Source organism: Agrobacterium sp. CNPSo 2736 (assembly GCF_004005385.1).
GTDB classification, from domain to species: Bacteria; Pseudomonadota; Alphaproteobacteria; order Rhizobiales; family Rhizobiaceae; genus Agrobacterium; species Agrobacterium leguminum.
In genome coordinates, this window is record NZ_RZTX01000006.1 from 19,181 (window position 1) to 37,464 (window position 18,284).

General features: G+C 60.9%; 20 protein-coding genes. 6 read left to right on the forward strand and 14 right to left on the reverse strand.

Annotated features, from left to right (window positions below; translation table 11 throughout):
* Positions 1-43: 43 nt before the first annotated feature.
* Together EM858_RS12045 and EM858_RS12050 are read right to left on the reverse strand one after the other, a co-directional pair.
* On the reverse strand, positions 44-1,507 hold the full coding sequence (locus EM858_RS12045) for an ROK family protein (RefSeq protein WP_120947773.1): 1,464 nt from the start codon (positions 1,505-1,507) through the stop codon (positions 44-46).
* A gap of 21 nt (positions 1,508-1,528) precedes the next feature.
* Positions 1,529-2,446, reverse strand: coding sequence for a tagatose-bisphosphate aldolase (locus EM858_RS12050; protein ID WP_080820525.1), 918 nt, complete (start codon positions 2,444-2,446; stop codon positions 1,529-1,531).
* 262 nt (positions 2,447-2,708) lie between these two features.
* Between EM858_RS12050 and EM858_RS12055 the strand changes: the two genes are divergently transcribed.
* From EM858_RS12055 to EM858_RS12075, 5 genes are all read left to right on the forward strand, one after another.
* Positions 2,709-3,626: a sugar-binding domain-containing protein gene (locus EM858_RS12055; RefSeq protein ID WP_127756894.1), complete on the forward strand. Its 918-nt coding sequence runs from the start codon at positions 2,709-2,711 to the stop codon at positions 3,624-3,626.
* Positions 3,627-3,785: 159 nt separating this feature from the next.
* The gene (locus EM858_RS12060) at positions 3,786-4,775 is read left to right on the forward strand and encodes an ABC transporter substrate-binding protein (protein ID WP_080820523.1); all 990 of its coding nucleotides are present in this window, start codon (positions 3,786-3,788) and stop codon (positions 4,773-4,775) included.
* Positions 4,776-4,900: 125 nt separating this feature from the next.
* The gene (locus EM858_RS12065; protein ID WP_233284797.1) at positions 4,901-5,947 is read left to right on the forward strand and encodes a ribose ABC transporter; all 1,047 of its coding nucleotides are present in this window, start codon (positions 4,901-4,903) and stop codon (positions 5,945-5,947) included.
* On the forward strand, positions 5,940-6,683 hold the full coding sequence (locus tag EM858_RS12070) for an ATP-binding cassette domain-containing protein (protein ID WP_080820521.1): 744 nt from the start codon (positions 5,940-5,942) through the stop codon (positions 6,681-6,683). The genes EM858_RS12065 and EM858_RS12070 overlap by 8 nt, the downstream gene beginning before the upstream one ends.
* 125 nt (positions 6,684-6,808) lie before the next feature.
* The gene (locus EM858_RS12075) at positions 6,809-7,624 is read left to right on the forward strand and encodes a DeoR/GlpR family DNA-binding transcription regulator (protein WP_127756839.1); all 816 of its coding nucleotides are present in this window, start codon (positions 6,809-6,811) and stop codon (positions 7,622-7,624) included.
* Between the two features lie 84 nt (positions 7,625-7,708).
* Here the strand turns inward: EM858_RS12075 and EM858_RS12080 are convergent, their stop codons facing one another.
* From EM858_RS12080 to EM858_RS12110, 7 genes are all read right to left on the reverse strand, one after another.
* Positions 7,709-8,410, reverse strand: coding sequence for a ribulose-phosphate 3-epimerase (locus EM858_RS12080; RefSeq protein WP_080820517.1), 702 nt, complete (start codon positions 8,408-8,410; stop codon positions 7,709-7,711).
* Complete coding sequence (locus tag EM858_RS12085) at positions 8,407-9,234, reverse strand: alpha/beta hydrolase (RefSeq protein ID WP_127756840.1); 828 nt, start codon at positions 9,232-9,234, stop codon at positions 8,407-8,409. The genes EM858_RS12080 and EM858_RS12085 overlap by 4 nt, the downstream gene beginning before the upstream one ends.
* Entirely contained in the window at positions 9,231-10,052 is an 822-nt protein-coding gene (locus EM858_RS12090; RefSeq protein ID WP_127756841.1) for a sugar phosphate isomerase/epimerase, read from the reverse strand. Before EM858_RS12090 ends, EM858_RS12085 begins: the two co-directional genes overlap by 4 nt.
* On the reverse strand, positions 10,052-11,125 hold the full coding sequence (locus tag EM858_RS12095; protein WP_080820512.1) for a Gfo/Idh/MocA family oxidoreductase: 1,074 nt from the start codon (positions 11,123-11,125) through the stop codon (positions 10,052-10,054). The genes EM858_RS12090 and EM858_RS12095 overlap by 1 nt, the downstream gene beginning before the upstream one ends.
* Before the next feature lie 124 nt (positions 11,126-11,249).
* Positions 11,250-12,023 carry an SDR family oxidoreductase gene (locus EM858_RS12100; protein WP_080820511.1) on the reverse strand — a complete coding sequence of 258 codons (774 nt, stop codon included), beginning with the start codon at positions 12,021-12,023 and terminating at the stop codon, positions 11,250-11,252.
* On the reverse strand, positions 12,010-12,777 hold the full coding sequence (locus tag EM858_RS12105) for an FCD domain-containing protein (protein ID WP_080820509.1): 768 nt from the start codon (positions 12,775-12,777) through the stop codon (positions 12,010-12,012). Before EM858_RS12105 ends, EM858_RS12100 begins: the two co-directional genes overlap by 14 nt.
* A 144-nt stretch (positions 12,778-12,921) precedes the next feature.
* Complete coding sequence (locus tag EM858_RS12110) at positions 12,922-13,389, reverse strand: metallophosphoesterase (protein ID WP_233284796.1); 468 nt, start codon at positions 13,387-13,389, stop codon at positions 12,922-12,924.
* Here EM858_RS12110 and EM858_RS12115 point away from each other — a divergent pair.
* On the forward strand, positions 13,352-13,825 hold the full coding sequence (locus tag EM858_RS12115; protein ID WP_244557358.1) for a LysR substrate-binding domain-containing protein: 474 nt from the start codon (positions 13,352-13,354) through the stop codon (positions 13,823-13,825). The genes EM858_RS12110 and EM858_RS12115 overlap by 38 nt on opposite strands.
* 36 nt (positions 13,826-13,861) lie before the next feature.
* Here the strand turns inward: EM858_RS12115 and EM858_RS12120 are convergent, their stop codons facing one another.
* Genes EM858_RS12120 through EM858_RS12140 form a run of 5 tightly spaced genes read right to left on the reverse strand, consistent with a single transcriptional unit; the run spans position 13,862 to position 18,280 of the window.
* Complete coding sequence (locus tag EM858_RS12120; protein WP_031234041.1) at positions 13,862-14,557, reverse strand: cytochrome c3 family protein; 696 nt, start codon at positions 14,555-14,557, stop codon at positions 13,862-13,864.
* Between the two features lie 2 nt (positions 14,558-14,559).
* Positions 14,560-15,051 (reverse strand): nitrate reductase cytochrome c-type subunit, encoded by a 492-nt coding sequence (locus EM858_RS12125; protein WP_080820507.1) that lies wholly within the window; start codon positions 15,049-15,051, stop codon positions 14,560-14,562.
* On the reverse strand, positions 15,021-17,525 hold the full coding sequence (gene napA / locus EM858_RS12130) for a periplasmic nitrate reductase subunit alpha (protein WP_080820506.1): 2,505 nt from the start codon (positions 17,523-17,525) through the stop codon (positions 15,021-15,023). Before napA ends, EM858_RS12125 begins: the two co-directional genes overlap by 31 nt.
* Positions 17,500-17,787, reverse strand: a complete 288-nt coding sequence (locus EM858_RS12135; RefSeq protein WP_080820504.1) for a chaperone NapD — start codon at positions 17,785-17,787, stop codon at positions 17,500-17,502. Before EM858_RS12135 ends, napA begins: the two co-directional genes overlap by 26 nt.
* Entirely contained in the window at positions 17,780-18,280 is a 501-nt protein-coding gene (locus tag EM858_RS12140) for a ferredoxin-type protein NapF (RefSeq protein ID WP_035208404.1), read from the reverse strand. The genes EM858_RS12135 and EM858_RS12140 overlap by 8 nt, the downstream gene beginning before the upstream one ends.
* Between the last annotated feature and the right edge of the window lie 4 nt (positions 18,281-18,284).

Genomic DNA, 18,284 nt, shown 5'->3' on the forward strand with positions numbered 1-18,284 from the left:
GCGCACCGGCCGGCCCTTCGGTGACCCTGGGCTGAACCGCAATTCACGCCACGCGCCTTTGCCAGCCGGGAGGTCCCTTCGCGAAGGCGGCCTTCACCCACCTTAGAACCGCGACATCGTCAGGTGGCAGGGTGGTGTCGAGATCGAAAACAGGCGCGAGCCCTGTCGGTTCAGCTCTGGCCGCAAGCGCAATGAGTTCAGGGATGTAGCTTTCGCCCGGATGGCCCGGCAGCCTGTCCGCGAGACGCGCGCGATACCGTTCCGCCACGACCTCGGCAGGCGCATGGCACCAGATTTCTGCGAGTTCCGCCGCACCTGCTTTCTCAAGGTGCTCCTTCAACAACTCGATGGGCTGAAAGCCGAACCACGCATCGACGATGAAACCCGATCCTTCCGGCGCGTCTTTTATGATTTGAAAGATCGCCTGATAACTGGCTTTGCCAAGCGTCCGATTGAACAGCCGGTCGACACCCTCGATATGCTCAAGGAAAGGGTTCTTGATCGTGTCCAGCGCCAGCACCGGCCAGCCCGTCTGCTGCGACAGCATACGCGACAGAGTGCTCTTTCCGGACGCCGGGATGCCGTTGACGAAGACGATATGTTTGCCCCTCGTCTTTGCCGGCACGGCGGGCGAGGTTTCCACAAGCCGGCGCGCCATCAGGCCCGCGCCGATCATGCCGGCGTCATCGCCAAGCGCTGCCGCACGTATGTCCGTCGAATACCAGCCTTGCGCCCGGGGTAAGAAACCGAGCGCGGTAACCGCCGCCTGTCCCATGCCGCCACCCAGCAGAAATACGGCGGGATCGAAGGATGCAGACAATGTACCGATGGCCGCACGCAGAGGCCCGGCCCAGTTGCGCAGCACCTCAAGCGCCCTTTCGTCGCCTGCCCGGGCCAATTGCAGAATATCGTCGAAACGGGTTTCCGCGGGATAACCTGCTTCCTCGATATGACGGCCAAGCGCCGTACCGGAGGATTCCGTTTCGACGCAGCCGCGCTGGCCGCACACACATTTGCGACCGTTGTGATTGACGATGATATGGCCGAGCTGACCGGCGCTCTGCCTGCCCTGCACGATCCGGCCGTTTTCCATGGACGCGCCGCCGATGCCGGTGCCAATGGTCAGCATGACCGCGCTGGCAGCCCCCGCCGCCGCTCCAACGGCGGTCTCGCCCACCAGCGCCATGCTGCAATCGTTGGAGATCGCCACCGGGCGATTGAAGGTCTTTTCGGTCAAAGCCTTGATATCGCAGCCAGACAGATCGAGGTAGCCGCCGGAGAGTACTGCACCGGTTTCCCCATCGACACGGCCGGGGACACCGATACCAATGGCAAGGACGTCGGGAGCATCCATCTCCGATATCAGACCGAAGATCAGCTTGATCGCCGTCGAAGGGTCGCGGCTGCCCGGCACGATCTTCTTGCGCAGAATTTCACCCTGCGGTGAAATCCGGGCGGCGCGAATATTCGTGCCGCCAATATCCACACCAATGGTGCAATCTTGCATGTCCATCTCCACCCACTGGTTTCATGCAGCCTTGCTGTTCTGACCCCGATAATAACGCGAAATCACCGCCTGGATATCGCGCAACCGCGACACGGCCACGCTCGAGAGTTTTTTCTGTGAAACCGCCCGGTCAAGAGAAATGCAGTCCTTCCACAGCGATCGACCGGCTATGACGCCGGAAGCGCCATTCTTCATCGCCGCTTCAACCTGGCCCAGAAATGTCTCGTGATCGACCCCCGCCGATAACACAGCCCAGGGAACATCGCCGGCAATTCGTGTGATTTCAGCGCAGGCTTCGTCAGAGCCCGGATACGGGATTTTCAGCACCTTGGCGCCAAGAGCGAGGCAGGCTTCAGACCCCTGTCTGATGAGCAGGGGAATTTTCACCGCGTAATCTTCCGCACTTTCCCCCTCCAGCCGGTAGGTGAGGAATTCGACGACCAGAAGCAGGTCTTCACGGGCGAAATCCTCGATGTAAGCCTTCAGCGTTTCGAGATTTTTCGTATTGGCGGCCGGCGTGTCCATTCTGAGATAGACCATGATCTTGCCGCCGGTGCCGCCAAGTTCCCGCACCCGCCGGGCATTGACGCCATCGACCATCTTCGAAATCCGGTACCCTTCCGGCGAGGTGTCCCAACCCGAAGCATCGATGCCGATCAAAAGCGCCGTGTCACGGGGAAGGAGATCGTTGTCGACCAGTTTGGGTACGGCGCAGATGGGATCAACCAGCACGCAACCGGCATGGGCGGCCAGAAACCGTGTGATATCAGCCTTGGTATCGCCCAAGACATCGTTGCCGATGGACGCCTGTTCCTCGGGCGTTGCGGCCAGCAGAGAGCGCATGCCGCCGCGCTGATCGCAGGCGATCACCATCATCGCGCCATTGGCGCCGCAAATCTGGTGGTATCCGCGTCGTTCCGCTGTTGTCATGGCTGTCATGGTGTAATCTCCGACTCCGCTGTCTGGTCAGCATTTGTTGATGGAATGCCCGGCGAGGATCGGAAAAAACGCAATATTCAACCGCGACGCGCCCGGCGAAGGACGCGTCCTGAAACAGCCAAAAAATGTCGGGCTTTCAGTGCATTGCGGTTTTGCGGGTTTTCAGCGATAACTCCTCCAAGGCGTGTTCTTGTAACACGTTTCAGAAAGGAATTGCAAGATGCCTCCCCAACCAGCCCAGGAAACACCCGCAACACGCGCCATGATCCATATGGTGGCCAAGCTGCATTATGAGGCCGACATGGCCCAGGTGGATATCGCCCGGAAGCTCGGCGTATCGACGGCAACCGTGTCACGCCTGCTGCAAAAGGCCCGCGCCATCGGCATCGTGCGCATCGAAGTGCTCGATCTCGTCTCCCCCGAAGATATAAACGAGAACCTCATTCAGGCGCTGGGCCTGAAACGGGCGGCGGTGATCGACACACCGGCAACCGGTGTGCTTGGCGCGCTGGCCGCGCCGCTTGGCGCCCTGTTGAAAGAGGAAGGCCTCGGCGCGGGGTCGGTTATCGGAATAGGCTGGGGACGTGCGGTACGCGAAGTGCTCACGGCGGGTCTGATACGCATTCCGGGCATTGTGGCCGTGCCGATGAATGGCGGGATGCAGCAGGCAGCGGCGCATTTCCAGATCAACGAATTTACAAGACAGGCGGCCGAACAACTGGGGGGGACACCGCATTTCCTGCACGCCCCTTACCTTTCGTCGACGACATTGCGAGACGCGTTTTTGAACGATCCGGGCGTGCAGGAAACCACCGGCCTCTGGGACCGGCTCGACTGCTGCATCGTCGGCATCGGCCTGCCGCATGCCATCAACCCACCCGAAGCGAGCGCCGCCACCAACAACGAAAAAAGTCTGGGCGCTGTCGGCGATGTCATCCGCCATTATTTCGATATTGAGGGGCATCCGCTGGCCTGGGATGGCGAGGAAAGAATGATCGCCGCCTCACCGGATCAATTGCGCAATACCCGGCTGTCGATCGGCGTTCTGGCCACGGTGGAAAAGGCAGCTGGCGTCATCGGCGCAGTGCGTTCGGGCATGATCAACGCCGTGGTGACCGATACCGCGACCGCACAGGCCATTCTTGACCTTCTGCAAAGCGACGGGGGCGCGGCGGCCTAACCGTCACCGGCCCTCTGAAAAACGCATAAAAACGCAAGAAATTATTTTCAGGAAGAAATTTCACTTGACGGACGCACTTTGCGGGCGTGAATATGATTTTCAGCCGGTTTATGGAGGATTTGCCGGCGTGAAGAATTCAGCTCACATAAGGAGGAGACTATGGAGCGCCGTTCATTCTTCAAGGCCGCAGCAGTCACATCGATTGCCGCGGCTGCCGCGCTGACATCAGGACCGGCAAGCGCGCAGGACAAGAAATATACCATCGCCCTCGTTCCGGGCCTGACCACGGACGCCTTTTACATCACCATGCGCAAGGGCGCGGAAGCCGCCGCCAAGGCGGTCGGCGTTACATTGGTGTTTCAGGGCGCACCGGATTTTAACCCCGTCACCCAGGTTCCGGTTCTCGACGCCGTGATCGCCAAAAATCCGGACGCCATCCTGATTGCCCCGACGGACAAGACCCAGCTCGTGCAACCGCTGAAAAAGGCCGCGGATGCCGGCATTCCGGTGATCACCGTCGATACATTCATCGGAACCGGCGTTTATCAGACCGGCGGCGGCGACGCTGATTTCCCGATCTCCTACATTGCGTCTGACAATGTGCTCGGCGGAGAGATCGCCGCGCGCTCGCTGGCCAAGGCGATCGGTGAAAAAGGCAAGGTATACGTCTCCAACGTTAAACCGGGAATTTCGACAACCGATCAGCGTGAGCAGGGCTTCAAGCAGGAGATGGCCAAATATCCCGGCATCACGGTTCTGGAAACGCAGTTTAACGATAACGACGCCAACAAGGCGGCTTCGCAGCTTCAGGCCGTCTACGCGCGCAACAGCGACCTTGCCGGCGTCTTCGGCGCGAACCTGTTTTCCGCACTTGGCGCCGCGAATGGCGTAAAGCAGGCGGGTCAATCCGGCACCATCAAGGTCGTGGCTTTTGATGCGCCCGGCAGCATTGTCGACAATATCAATGCCGGCCTTGTCGACATGGCCATTGCCCAGCATCCAGCGGAAATCGGTTATTTCGGCGTCATGGCAGCCTACGCGCACCTGACCGGTAATTCCATTCCCACCGCCATCGGTACCGGCTTCACGGTGATCGACAAGTCGAACCTGTCCGATCCGAAGGTCGCGAAGTTCATCTACTCGGAATAACAGGTAGCCTCCCGACAACTGGGCGTCCGTCCCGCCAGCGGGGCGGGCGTCATTTTACCTGGATGTTTTGCGGCGGGCGATGGGCGCCCGGCCGCCGGGAAGATACAATGATGGATATCCCCACCATGACGACTTCAGATGAAAAGTCCGTCGCCCCGCAGGCGGACCACGCCGAAGTGAGCAAGACGTTCGTGCAGCGGGTGGCTCAGCTTCGCGCCTGGCTTTTTCTCGCGGCGCTCATCGTAACGTTTGAAATCTGGGCGCGGCTGTCTTTCGGCGGCACCTTCGTTCTGTCCGCCTTCAACTGGCAATCCGTGGCGGTATTCGCCGTCGCCCCGCTGTTGATCGCCATCGGCCAGACATATGTCATCATTTCGGGCGGCATCGACCTTTCGACTGGTTTCATCATGGGGCTGGCAGCGGTCGTGGCGGCCCATGTGACCAATATTGCCGGGCTTTATTTCCCCGCTCCCGTCGCGATGCTGATCGGGATCGCCTTTGCGGTTCTGGCGGCGGGCGTACCGGGCGTGATCAATGGGCTGCTGATTTCACGGCTGAAGGTGCCGCCCTTTATCGGTACGCTTGGCATGTTCGGCGTTGCGCGCGGCACCGCCTTTCTGCTTGCTTCCGGCACGACTGTCCCGGTATCCAACTCGTGGCTAGCCGCCCTTGGCAACGGCCGTTTTTTTGGCGTTCCCTATCTGGTGCTGGTCGCCGCCGCCTTTGTGCTCATCATGCATTATGTGCTGAGCCAGACGCGCTTCGGTCAACATAATTACGCCATCGGCGCCAATGTTCAGGCGGCCCGGCGCGCCGGCATCGACATCAAGAAACATATTCTCAAGCTCTATGTCCTCTCGGCCATGTGTGCAGGTCTCGGCGGCGCGCTCTATGCGGCCCGCTTCACCGCCGGCGCCGCACAGGCGGGCGAGCCCCTGCTGCTCGACTCGGTCGCCGCAGTGGTGATCGGCGGCGCATCGCTTTTCGGCGGTTCCGGCTCGATCATCGGCACGGTGGCCGGCGCGCTGGTGATCGCCGTCATCCAATATGGCCTTGTCTTTCTCAACGTCGAGCCATTCTGGCAATTCATTGCCGTCGGCATCGTCATCATCATTTCAGTGCTGATCGATCAGGCCCAGCGCCGGTTCAGCGGAGGCAAGCAGGATGAATAGTCAACCGCTTCTCGAGGTTCGCAATCTTTCCCGCCATTTCGGCGCGGTGAAGGCGCTGGAAAATTGTTCCCTGCTGGTTCGTCCGGGTGAGGTGGTGGCGCTGGCCGGCGACAATGGCGCCGGCAAAACCACCATGATCAAGACACTGTCGGGCGTCTATCCGCCAAGCTCGGGCGAAATCCTGATTGAAGGCAGGCCCGTCAAATTCTCCTCGCCCCAGGAGGCGCGGGAACTGGGTGTCGAGACCATCTATCAGGATCTTGCGCTGGCGGATAATCTGACAATCGGCGCAAATATCTTCCTCGGTCGCGAGCCCATGAAAAAGCTCTTCGGCTTCCTGCCGGTTCTTGATCGCAAGCGCATGGCGGATGCCGCCGCAGAAACCATGGCCAGGCTCGATTTCCACGTCAAACGCCTGGATGCGCCGGTGAGCAATTTCTCCGGCGGCCAGCGGCAGGCGGTGGCTATCGGACGTGCGGTCTACTGGAACGCCAGAATCCTGATCATGGACGAGCCGACGGCGGCCCTTGGCGTACCGGAGCAGCGCAAGGTCATTTCACTGATCAAATCGCTGAAGGCGCAGGGGCGCGGCGTGATTTTCATCTCGCACAATCTGCAGGATATTTTCGCCGTCTCCGACCGGATCGTCGTCCTGCGCCGCGGGATTGTCGCGGGCGAGAGAGCAATCTCCGAGACCACGCATGACGAGGTCGTGAAGCTGATGATTGGAGGCTGAGCCATGCGGAGCGACAGCATCTGTGTCTTTGCGTGGAATAAGGTTGCTCCCACTGCCGGGTGCATGTTTTAAGGAAAGCGGCCGGCGGCAAGCTGGCCTTTTTTCATGACCGTGAGTAAACGCCGATGACAGACGAAACCGACAGTGCGGCCTCTCCTGCCCAAAGCCCGGGCAGCGCGGCGCTTCCGGCCGTTCGTCACAATCGCCTGATCGATCTCCTGCGCCGGAACGGTCAAATGACCGTCGCGGAGATGGTCGAGCAGCTTTCGGTGTCGCGCGACACGATCCGCCGCGACCTCGACCAACTGGAAAGTCGCGGCCTGATCCTGCGTACCCATGGCGGGGCGATCTACAATGACGCGCTGGTCAGGGTCGACACCACGCTCGGCACGCGGATGGACGCCTTTACTGCCGCCAAACAGCGTATGGGCAAGGCGGCAGCGGACCTCATCCGCGACGGCGAAACACTGATCGTCAACGGCGGATCGTCCACCTGTTATTTCGCTGCGGCGCTTGGCGAAAGGCAGAACCTGACGGTCATCACCAACAATCTGCGCCTGCCGCCAGTGGCGCCGGAAAACGCGCTGCGCACGCTGCATATTCTCGGGGGAATCTACTGGCCGGTCTCACAGGTCACCATCGGCACCGTTGGCTTTGCCGAAGTACCGGGCATCAGCGCCGACACCGCCGTCATCGGCGCGACAGGCATTTCAGCTAGCGGTATTTCGATGGGCAGGCTCGAGGAAGCCTCCGAAACGGCGGCCATGATCAAAATGGCGACGCGCACCATCGCTCTCATCGATCAGAGTAAATTCAACGTCACCGCCTTCGCGCGCGTGGCGACCTTCAGCCAGATCACTTTTGTCGTGACGGATGCCTGGCCGCCGGATGCCATCATGACGGCGATCAGGAAGGCGGGCACCCAGCTGATCGTCGCCTGAGCTTCGTCGATGGACGTGCTCCAGTTCTTTGTTTTCACGCATTTTCCGGACGTAAAACCGCTTCGCACTTTTACTGGAAATGCACTAAAGCGCGCGCAGCCAGGCGATACGACCCGCCAGATCCGGGTCGTTGAAGGCGAGCGATCCGAGGACCACGGTCTGTGCGCCGGCCTCGCGCAACAGCGGCACCGTATTATCCCGAATACCGCCATCGGCCGCCAGCACGACATCGCCGCGCCCCTGCGCCTTGAGGATGGCCGCCGCCTCGATCAGGCGCGGGCAAGCCGCCTCGGAAAGCCCCTGCCCCTTGACGCCGATGGCCGTTCCCAGCAGCGTGACGAAGTCGATATCCGCCACAAGCGGCCGGATTGTCTCGACAGGCGTTTCCAGACGCAGCACCACACCCGCCTTGGGACCCAATTCACGGATCAGCGCAATGGCCTGCGGCGTCACCGCGCCATTTTCCGGATGTATGGAAATCAGGTCGGCGCCCGCTTCGGCGAACTGACGGATCTGGCTGAGCACGATATCGCCCTCCACCATCAGATGGACATGTATGGGACGAAACGTCAATTTACGGATACGCGAAAGCTGATCCGGGAAAAACAGGAACGAGGGCGCGAAACGGCCATCGGCGACATCGGCATGGTAAATATCCACATGCGGATCGACGCGGGCGATTTCCCGTTCCAGGTTGGCGAGATCGGCCGACCACAACGAAAACTCGCCCAGGAGACGGTCCCGCGGCAGAGCCTCGAACCAATTGGCTGCGGCTTTCATGGTCATGCGCATGTCTCCTGGAATGTGTCGAGATACCGGATGAAGTCGGTGAGGGCAGCGTGCAAGTCGGCGCTGTAGCCTGCCCTGTCGACGGCCTTGGGTGTGATTGCAATGACGCGGGCATCGGGGATCATTTCACCCAGCCTGTGGGCGTAGTCCAGCGGATGAACGAGATCGAGCCCATGTCCGACCACCAGGGCCGGCACCTTGAGCGCGCGGATCTGTCTTTCATCCACACCCGGACCGTCCCTTGCGATGGCGTCCAGAAGCACTGCAATGGCTGCGGGTTCAGGATGATCGAAGAAGCCGGCAAGCGAGGCAAGATTGTCCGGCGCCTCATGCGCAAGCCTGCGGCCCGTGGGCGATGCAAGAAACGCCGCCCGTCCGTTCCGCCCGGATTGCCGGAGATGATCGGCGACCACGGAAAAGGCCTTCATATTCTCCGGCGCAGCTTCCGCCAGCCAGGCGGGACGGATGAGCATCAGGCCCGTCACCCGACCGGGGTGCAGGGCCGCGATACGCAGCGCAATCGCCGCGCCCATGGAGATGCCGCCGATCGCGAACCGCGCAAGGCCAAGCGCATCGGCAACGGCGATCAGATCATCGGCAAAACCGGCGATGGAATAAGACTCGCCGCTCGCCAGCCCTGAAAGGCCATGGCCACGGCATTCGAGCGTGATGCGGCGACATGAAAGCCCATCGGGAAAACCATCCGCAACCTGCCTGAGATCGCCGCCAAGCCCATGCTGAAAGATAACCGGAAAGCCCGCGCCGCAATCTTCGATATGAACCTTTCGCCCATCCGGCAGCCTGTGAAGATATCTGCTCATGCGATGAGACGGGCAAGAAAACGCCGCACGTCCGGTGCTTCCTGTTCCGAAAGTCCGTGGGTGACGACCGGGCCATCGAAACCGGCGATATCGAGGCGCCTGATGAAATCCGGAAAGTCGATGACGCCGCGCCCGGCGGTTACAAATCCGCCCTCGGCATCGCGATCCTTGGCATGCGCCATCACGATATGGCCGGCAAGCCGGTCGATGGCGTCGGCCACGATCGCTCGCGCGCCGTCGGCATCCGCCTTTTCAAACAGGTTGGCCGGATCGAGCACGATGCCGAGGGATGGCGAGCCGATCTCCCGCATCAATCGAACAGCATCGTCCGCGTTGCGCACGACATTGGCCTGCTCCGGCTCGATACCGAGCCTGATCCCCAGGGTATCAGCCTGTTCCGCCGCAGCGGCCATCTGTTCGACAAGGTCTCTCCAGGCTTCCGCCGTGTCATTGTCGGGGTGATGGCGCCACTGGTCCTCGCGGTCGCGCGTGCCCGTGCACAACGTCACCACGGGAATGGCAAGACACGCGGCGACCTTAAGGCAGACCCCAAGACGCCTCATGCCCTCGATGCGTCGCGCATGGTCGGGATGGATCATGTTATAGGTCGCGGAAAGGGCGGCAATACGGACACCCGTCGCACGGGTGGCGGTGGCGATGGCTTCCACGGCCTCCTCGGATACGGCGTCGGGCATCGAGGCGAGACCGGAACAGGCGAGATTATATTGCACACAGGCGTAGCCATCGGCCGCAGCACGCGTGAGAACCGCGAGAGGATCCGTGCCCGGATAGGTCTTGGCGAATATGCCCACCTGCATCAGACCGCCCCTGTCATCGTTGCGACATCGATCCGCTGGCCGGTCTCGACGGATCTCGCGATGGCAGCCATGGCGCGAACCGAAGCAAGCCCATCCTCGATGCCGGCGCCGCGCATCGGTGCGCTGTCGAGAACGACCTCTGCAAAACCCTCGAGTTGCCGTCGATAGAAATGGCCGTCCGCGCCCAGCGGCCGCTCATAGGATGCGGTGCGCTCGCGGAAAATCTCCACCTCGCTTGCCTTGTAATACCAGGGATTATGGGTTTTTGCGAGGACGCTGCCGTTCTCGCCATAGATATGGAAGCCCTCGTGCCAGTCCATCCGCACAGCCACGGTCAGGTCCAGATGGCCGAGCGTGCCATCGGCAAAGCCGGTTTCGACAAACCAGCAATAGGCTCCGAAACGCTGAAGTAGTCTCGCCCTCACCCATTCGATATCGCCACAAAGATGACGGGCGATGTCGACCAGATGGCTGCCATGCGCCAGCATGTAATAGCGTTTGAGGTCAGCCTTCGGATTTTCCCGCGGCTTCAGGGCCGCCTTCGACAGAACCGGCAAGGGTTGCACCGCATCGGTCATCGTGTAGCGGTGGGTGCTGTCGCAATACCAGGCCTTCAGCGCCAATCGCTCGCCCATCTCATTGTCGATGAAGTGTTTGGCCGCCTCTATGCCGGGATCGAAACGCTTCATATGGCCGATCTGCAGCACCTTGCCAGTCCGTCGCACGGTTTCGGCTAGGGTCTCGACTTCCTCGACACTGACGCCAACCGGTTTTTCGCACAGCACGTGTTTGCCGGCTTCCAGCGCGCGGATCGCCGCCGGGACGTGGAAAGCGTCGGACGTGGCGATGACGACCGCCTCAAGCTCCGGATCGGCAAGCATGGCATCGTAATCATGATACACCTTGTCCGGCTCATAGGTCGCGCCCATGCGCGCGGCAAGATCCTGCACGACGTCGCAGATCGCATAGAGCCTGGTATTCCGGGCCTTCACCGTGGATTCGAAATGCGCGAACTGGGCGATCGGCCCGCAACCGAGCACACCGACGCGCAATTGCCGATCCAGTTTTTTCACGCTGTCCTCCCGATGCGAAGCCGCTTTAATCTCGGCCCTTTCGCAGGGCGATGTCAAGAGAGATACAGCATCAAACAGCACAAAAGCGCAAATATACGCATACGAAGGCCGGCGCTCATCGCCTCTATTTTACCCCCAGTCCCGCCAGCAGACCGCCATCGATCAGGTAATCGGCACCGGTGATGAAACCGGCGCGGTCCGAGGCCAGAAACAGCACCAGCCCCGCGATCTCTTCCGGCTTCCCAATCCGGCCAATGGGATGAGCGGTGCCAAATCTGCGGAAGGCCTCCTCTACGTCGGCGTCAGCACCATCGAAGGTTCGCGCGGCGAGTTCCAGAATGGGCGTGCGCACGGAACCGGGGCTGACCGAGTTGACCCGGATGCGATCGCCCGCGTGATCCAGCGCCATGGCCCGCGTCAGGGCATGAATGGCGCCTTTTGTGGCGGCATAGGCTGCGACATTCTTCTGGCAGGCATGCCCCTGCACGGAGGAAATATTGACGATCGCGCCGCCGCCACGCTTTTGCATCAAAGGGATGCCATGGCGGGCCGTGAGCTGTATGGAGCCGACATTGACCGCGTAAGCCTTTAGAAAGACTTCAGGATCGGTGTCCACAACGGTTCCGTAGGGGTGAATGGCTGCGGAATTGACGATCACATCGAGCCCTTCGAAAGCCGAAAAGGCCGCTTCCACCTCGCTGCTGCTGGCAACGTCGCAGGTCCGGATGGCAAGATCGAGCTTTTCCGACCGCGCCACATCCCGCAACCCATCATTTGCAGCTTCATCAATGCCCAGACAGGTGACATGCGCGCCGGCGCGCGCCAATTCCAGCGCCGACGCGCGGCCAATGCCGGAGGTTCCCGTTACCAGGGCAATCTTGCCCTCAAACTCCCTCATCAACGCCTCCTGCCCCGTCAACATCTTCTGAAACGCCGTCTTTTGCCTCGATGAATCTGAGACCGAAATCCAAGTGCCGGCTCAGAAGATAACTGAAAGCGAGGCGGTCCCGCGCCCGCAGCGCATCGATAATCTCCTGATGCGCGGTATAGGTGGCATCGTGAATGGGCCGATTGCCTTTTCCAATCCGCATGATTTCAAGCATGGCATTACGCTGCGAAAGATAGCTGGCGTGCAGCACGCTGTTACCCGCCAACTGCACAAGGAGATCGTGAAAGACGAAATCATTCACTGCGGCCTCCTCCACGCCGACGCTTTCCCGCACCCTGCGATTGGCGGCATCCAGCGCGTCGAGGTCGCTTTGCGCCGCGCGCAAGAGCACGATCTCCCCCGCCGCTGTTTCCACCACTTTGCGGAAGCCCTGCACCTCGCGGAAGGAGGCGGGCGAAATGGCATGATGCAATGTCATCAGCCGATCGACGGCGTGACTTTGACGATTGGTCAACACCGCGCCTGTTTTCGGCCTGATGTCGATGACGCCGTAGGCGCGCAGATATTGCAAAGCCTCGCGCACCGTATTGCGGCTCGCCCCCAGCATAAGGCCAAGCTCGCGCTCCGTGGGCAATGCATCGCCGAAAGCGAGATTCCTGTCCGAAATCATCCGCTGGATATTGGCTATCAGCCGCTCAACGGCCGAACCACGCGGCGCATCCAGGGAAGGCGCTTTATCAATGATGTGCATGGCCCCTCCCATCCGATGTTCAATTGTTGGATGTTACGAAGAAAATGTCAATTGAAGAGGCCATATTTGCTCGACCCTGGCAAAAATGCTTAATACTGGTCCAACAAATAAGTAAGAACGTCGTCAAAACACGGTTGGGTCTGTGCCTGCCGACGTTCACCGCGCGGACGGCCGGCAAATTGCATGACCATTCCTGCGCTCAAAAGGCCGCGGGGGAGAGCGAAGGCGTTGGGGATCGCTTCGCAGGCGCTGTAACCGGTCCAGTTCGACCGAGCTGTGATCGGCCGCGGTTCCGCCATTCGCCTGATCGTGGTTGCCGGGCAGCAGCGCGTAAGGCACCTTGCCGTCAAGCTTGCGCAGCGCCGGTTCGGCGACATCCCATTCAGCGGGACGATTGTTCTGGGTGATATCGCCCACATGGCTCATGAAGACGATTTTGTGGCTATCGCGATTGTCGACCAACCATTGCGTCATCTCGCCGAACAGATGCTTGATACCGTCATTGGACGTATAGTCCTGCGTATCGGGGAACACGGCGATGGTATAGGCGTTCGGGCCGGCGACGCGCACGCGAAAATCGTCCGCGATGCTCTTGCCGGCGCTGTCGGTGGCCGATGTCGCCATTACCGCCCGAGCACCGGACGATCCGCGCCTCTACGGCGTCAAATTCCTCAGCATGCGGCTCGGACTGTGCGTGCCCGTCTCTCACCCGCTGGCTGAGCGGGAGAGCGTTTTCATGGCCGAGCTCGAAGGCCTGTCCTTCGTCATGCGCGAGCGGGGGTCGCGCACCCGTGAAATCTTCGAAAAGAACCTTGCCGATCACGGCATCTCCATCCAGCCCGTCATCGAGATTTCCTCTCGCGAAGGCGTACGGGAAGCCATCGCCAACGGGGTGGGATGCGGCGTGGTGGCCGATCTGGAATTCGGCCACGATGCACGCCTTTCCTTCGTGCCGCTCAGCGACGCCAACGAACTCATCGACGAATATGCGATCTGCCTTGCCGAAAGGCGGCATCTGCCGCTGGTGCGCCGGTTCATCGAAGAAGCCGGCCGGGTCTGAAGCCGGTCACGGCTCCTCAACCGATCGCCTCGATATTCAAAAAACGTTCCGGTGCACATCCGTCATCGCCCGACGCAGGTCGTCGACGGCGGACGCCGTTGGCCCCGGCTGGTCGTTGAGCGCCGGCGGCATTTTCCAGCCGGGGTCTATGCCTTCCATATTGGGCAATTCATGGGCGATGCCTTTATGGCAATCGATGCAGGTGGCCTTACCCGTCAGCAGATATTTGGAATGAATATCGGCGGCGCGCTGCGTCTGTTTGGTAAAATCCATGGCGGCGGAGGAATGGCAATTGCGGCATTCCAGGCTGTCATTGGCTTTGAGGCGCGACCATTCGTGCTGGGCAAGCTCCAGCCGCTTGTCGAGGAACTTCTTGCGCGTATCGATGGTGCCGAAAATCTTGCCCCAGACCTCCTTCGAGGCCTGCATCTTGCGGGCGATCTTGTCCGTCCACTCATGCGGCACATGGCAATCCGGGCAGGAGGCGCGCACGCCGGAGCGATTGGAGAAATGCACCGTCCGCGTCAGTTCCTCATAAACATTCGCGCGCATCTCGTGGCAGGAAATGCAGAAGGCCTCCTTGTTGGTCATTTCGAGCGCGGTATTGAAGGCGCCCCAGAACATGACACCGCCGACGAAACCGCCAAGGGTGAGGAAGGCGAGGCTGAGCGTGCCGGCCGGCGTCGTCAGAACCGCCCAGAGCCAAACGAGAAGTTTTTTCACACGGGCGATCATCATTCGCTACCCGCCGGTTTGACGCCCATCTCGCTCATGTCCTGAAAGGTGTTGGGCACGAGCGGCCGTGTGTCAGCCTGCGGCACATGGCAGGCCGTGCAGAAATAACGGCGCGGTGAAACATCCGCCAGCATCTGGCCTTCGCGCGTCATGTAATGGGTGACGCTGATCATCGGCGCGCCGGAGTCCTGGGTGAATTCGCGCTTGTGACAGGAGAGACAGCGGTTGGCATTAACCGAAAGCTGGTAACCGTCGATCGAATGCGGGATGACCGGCGGCTGCTCCGGGTAAGCGCGCATGCGCCTGAAATCGTCGATCACCCATTTCGGCAGGGGTTTGGCGGGTTCGGTCTGCATGGCGTCGCCGCGCGGGCCGGACAATTCCGGCACCATCTGCGCAACGGCCCCCGTCGCCAGCGCCACGACCAGAAGCGTGGCGGCGATCCATCCGTGTTTCCTGATCATGCGACTGGCTCTATCTTGACTGCGCATTTCTTGAAATCCGTCTGCTTGGAGATGGGATCGGTTGCGTCGAGAGTCACCTTGTTGATGAGCTGGCTGGCATCGAACCAGGGAACGAAGATGACGCCGGGCGGCATGCGGTTGCGGCCGCGTGTTTCCACGCGGGAGCGTATTTCGCCACGGCGCGAAACGATGCGGATTTCCGCGCCCTGGTTGAGCCCGCGCTTGCGCGCATCGTCGGCATTCATGAAACAGCGGGCGCCGGGGAAAGCCTTGTAGAGTTCCGGCACACGCATGGTCATGGAACCGGAATGCCAGTGCTCCAGCACGCGGCCCGTCACCAGCCAGGTATCGAATTCCGCATCCGGGGATTCCGCCGGCGGTTCGTAGGGCACGGCGATGATGACCGCCTTGCCGTCCTTGTTGCCGTAGAACTTCACGCCCTCGCCCGGCTTGACATAGGGGTCGTAACCCTCGCGGTAACGCCACAGCGTTTCCTTGCCGTCCACCACCGGCCAGCGCATGCCGCGCACCTCGTGATAGGCATCGTAGGGCGCCAGATCATGGCCGTGGCCGCGCCCGAAGGCCGCATATTCCTCGAAGAGACCCTTCTGCAGATAGAAGCCGAAGTGTTTTGCTTCCTGGTTCTCGTATTCGCCATTGATCTCGCTTAACGGGAACTTGCCGACATCGCTGTCTTTGTAGAGCACCTCGTACAGCGTCTTGCCGCGATAGGCGGGATTGGCGTCCAGTATCTCCGCCGGCCACACCTCATCCGTGGTAAAGCGCTTGGAGAATTCCACCAGCTGCCAGAGATCGGAACGCGCCTCGCCCGAGGCTTCGACAAGCTGGTGCCAGACATGGGTGCGCCGCTCGGCATTGCCATAGGCCCCCTCCTTCTCCACCCACATGGCGGCGGGCAGGATGAGGTCGGCGCTCATGGCCGTGATGGTCGGATAGGCATCCGAAACAACGATGAAGTTTTCCGGGTTTCGATAGCCCTGATAGGTCTCGTTCTTGGTGTTGGGACCGGCTTGGACGTTATTATTGACCTGCACCCAGTAAAAATTCAGCTTGCCGTCATGCAGCATGCGGTCCTGCTGCACGGCGTGGTAACCCGGCTTTTCCGGGATGATGCCGTGCGGGATGCGCCAGATTTCCTCGGCATGTTTGCGGTGTTCCGGATTGGTCACCGTCATGTCGGCCGGCAGGCGATGGGCGAAGGTGCCCACCTCGCGCGCCGTGCCGCAAGCCGAGGGCTGGCCGGTGAGCGAGAACGGGCTGTTGCCCGGCTCGGAAATCTTGCCGGTCAGAAGGTGGATATTATAGACCATCTGGTTGGCCCAGACGCCGCGCACATGCTGGTTGAAACCCATGGTCCACAGCGACATGACCTTGCGGTTCGGGTCCGCATAAAGCTCGGCCAGCTCCTCCAGAAAACCGGCTTCCACGCCGGTCATGGCAGCGGTCTTTTCCAGCGTGTATTCGGAGACGAATTCCTTGAAGGTCTCGAAATCGATCGCTTCCGTCTTGGTCGGATCGGCGGAATTGGCGGCATTCACCTCCACCGGATTGTCGGGCCGCAGGCCATAACCAATATCGGTGACGCCGCGCACGAATTTCGTGTGGTTCTTCACGAAGTCTTCGTTGACGCGGCCGGTCTTGATGATGTGGTTAGCGATGTAATTGAGGATGACGAGGTCCGTACCCGGTTTGAAGATGATCGGAACATCGGCCAGGTCCATGCTGCGATGGGTGAAGGTCGAAAGCACTGCCACCTTCACGTGGTCAAATCCCAGACGCCGGTCGGCAATGCGGGTCCACAGGATGGGATGCATCTCCGCCATGTTCGAGCCCCAGAGCACGAAGGCATCGGCATGTTCGAAATCGTCGTAACAGCCCATCGGCTCGTCCATGCCGAAGGTGCGCATGAAGGCGTAAGCGGCCGAAGCCATGCAGTGACGGGCATTGGGATCAAGATTGTTGGAGCGAAAGCCGGCGCGCATCAGCTTGGTTGCCGCATAACCTTCGAAGATCGTCCACTGGCCGGAGCCGAACATGCCGACGGCTGTCGGCCCCTTCTCCTTCAACACCCGCTTGCACTGCTGCGCCATCACGTCGAAGGCCTCGTCCCAGCTCACCGGCTCGAACTCGCCATCCTTGGCGTAGACGCCGTTTCTCTTGCGCAGAAGCGGGGTCTGCAGGCGGTCCTTGCCGTACATGATCTTGGACAGGAAATAGCCCTTGATGCAGTTGAGGCCGCGGTTGACCTCCGCCTGCATGTCGCCATGTGTGGCGACGACCTTGCCTTCCTTGACGCCGACCATGACGCCGCAGCCTGTGCCGCAGAAACGACAGGGCGCCTTGGACCATTTGATCTGTAATGCGGAAACACCGCCCGGCACCGGCTGGGCGGCGGCCGGCAGTGCAATGCCCGCCGTTGCCGCCGCAATGCCGGCGGCATGGGCCTTCAATAGATCACGCCGCGTCAGTTCGCTGCTCATCGCCGCTTGTCTCCTCTGTGTCGACGTGTTCGAAAACCATGTTGGCGGCAATCACACCGTCGAGTGTCGAAATATAAGTGAGCGTATCGCCCAGCATGCCGGTGCTCGTGCCGTCTATGACGATGACAATCTTGCCGTTGCCCTCGCCATGAACCTCGACATTGTCGAGCGTTGAAAGCGTTCCGAACACGGCGTCCCGCATCTGCGGCATCACCGCCACGACAGCGCTTGAGACATGATACCGGCCTGTATTTTCAGGCATATTGCATCTCCGTGGCTCTATCTTTGATCTCGATCACACTGGCGGGACAGACGGACACGCAGGCCCCGCAACCGGTGCAGGCATCTTCCAGCAGTTCCGGAACGAAGGGGCCGCCGCGGCGGGGCCGAAACCGGATGGCCTCGGTCGGACAGGCATCGCGGCAGGCCTGACAATCGATATTGCCGAAGGCGAGACACCCCTCACCGATCGCCATGACATGACCGAAGCGCTGTGCCGTGGGGGCAGCAAAGACCGGTTCGGGACAGGCCTCCGCGCATTTGCCGCAAAAGGTGCATTCCCCGGCGGAGAAATCCACGCAAGGCAAACCGTCCGCCATGGCGATGATGCCGGTAGGACAGGCCTCGACGCATTTTGCGCAACCGCTGCACGCGGCGAGGTCGCTCAACGCGACCCCGGGGGGACAGATGCGTGGTCTATTTTTTTGCCCGCCGCGCAGGAAATCGCGCCGGCTGAGAGAGACTTCCATCATCATCTCG

What these genes read in the sequence shown, in the direction of transcription:
- EM858_RS12045 (WP_120947773.1), bottom strand. Translation starts at nt 1,507, where the DNA reads ATGCAAGATTGCACCATTGGTGTGGATATTGGCGGCACGAATATTCGC.
- EM858_RS12050 (WP_080820525.1), bottom strand. Translation starts at nt 2,446, where the DNA reads ATGACAGCCATGACAACAGCGGAACGACGCGGATACCACCAGATTTGC.
- EM858_RS12055 (WP_127756894.1), top strand. Translation starts at nt 2,709, where the DNA reads ATGATCCATATGGTGGCCAAGCTGCATTATGAGGCCGACATGGCCCAG.
- EM858_RS12060 (WP_080820523.1), top strand. Translation starts at nt 3,786, where the DNA reads ATGGAGCGCCGTTCATTCTTCAAGGCCGCAGCAGTCACATCGATTGCC.
- EM858_RS12065 (WP_233284797.1), top strand. Translation starts at nt 4,901, where the DNA reads ATGACGACTTCAGATGAAAAGTCCGTCGCCCCGCAGGCGGACCACGCC.
- EM858_RS12070 (WP_080820521.1), top strand. Translation starts at nt 5,940, where the DNA reads ATGAATAGTCAACCGCTTCTCGAGGTTCGCAATCTTTCCCGCCATTTC.
- EM858_RS12075 (WP_127756839.1), top strand. Translation starts at nt 6,809, where the DNA reads ATGACAGACGAAACCGACAGTGCGGCCTCTCCTGCCCAAAGCCCGGGC.
- EM858_RS12080 (WP_080820517.1), bottom strand. Translation starts at nt 8,410, where the DNA reads ATGACCATGAAAGCCGCAGCCAATTGGTTCGAGGCTCTGCCGCGGGAC.
- EM858_RS12085 (WP_127756840.1), bottom strand. Translation starts at nt 9,234, where the DNA reads ATGAGCAGATATCTTCACAGGCTGCCGGATGGGCGAAAGGTTCATATC.
- EM858_RS12090 (WP_127756841.1), bottom strand. Translation starts at nt 10,052, where the DNA reads ATGCAGGTGGGCATATTCGCCAAGACCTATCCGGGCACGGATCCTCTC.
- EM858_RS12100 (WP_080820511.1), bottom strand. Translation starts at nt 12,023, where the DNA reads ATGAGGGAGTTTGAGGGCAAGATTGCCCTGGTAACGGGAACCTCCGGC.
- EM858_RS12105 (WP_080820509.1), bottom strand. Translation starts at nt 12,777, where the DNA reads ATGGGAGGGGCCATGCACATCATTGATAAAGCGCCTTCCCTGGATGCG.
- EM858_RS12115 (WP_244557358.1), top strand. Translation starts at nt 13,352, where the DNA reads ATGCTCTTGCCGGCGCTGTCGGTGGCCGATGTCGCCATTACCGCCCGA.
- EM858_RS12110 (WP_233284796.1), bottom strand. Translation starts at nt 13,389, where the DNA reads ATGGCGACATCGGCCACCGACAGCGCCGGCAAGAGCATCGCGGACGAT.
- EM858_RS12125 (WP_080820507.1), bottom strand. Translation starts at nt 15,051, where the DNA reads ATGCGCAGTCAAGATAGAGCCAGTCGCATGATCAGGAAACACGGATGG.
- napA (WP_080820506.1), bottom strand. Translation starts at nt 17,525, where the DNA reads ATGAGCAGCGAACTGACGCGGCGTGATCTATTGAAGGCCCATGCCGCC.
- EM858_RS12135 (WP_080820504.1), bottom strand. Translation starts at nt 17,787, where the DNA reads ATGCCTGAAAATACAGGCCGGTATCATGTCTCAAGCGCTGTCGTGGCG.
- EM858_RS12140 (WP_035208404.1), bottom strand. Translation starts at nt 18,280, where the DNA reads ATGATGATGGAAGTCTCTCTCAGCCGGCGCGATTTCCTGCGCGGCGGG.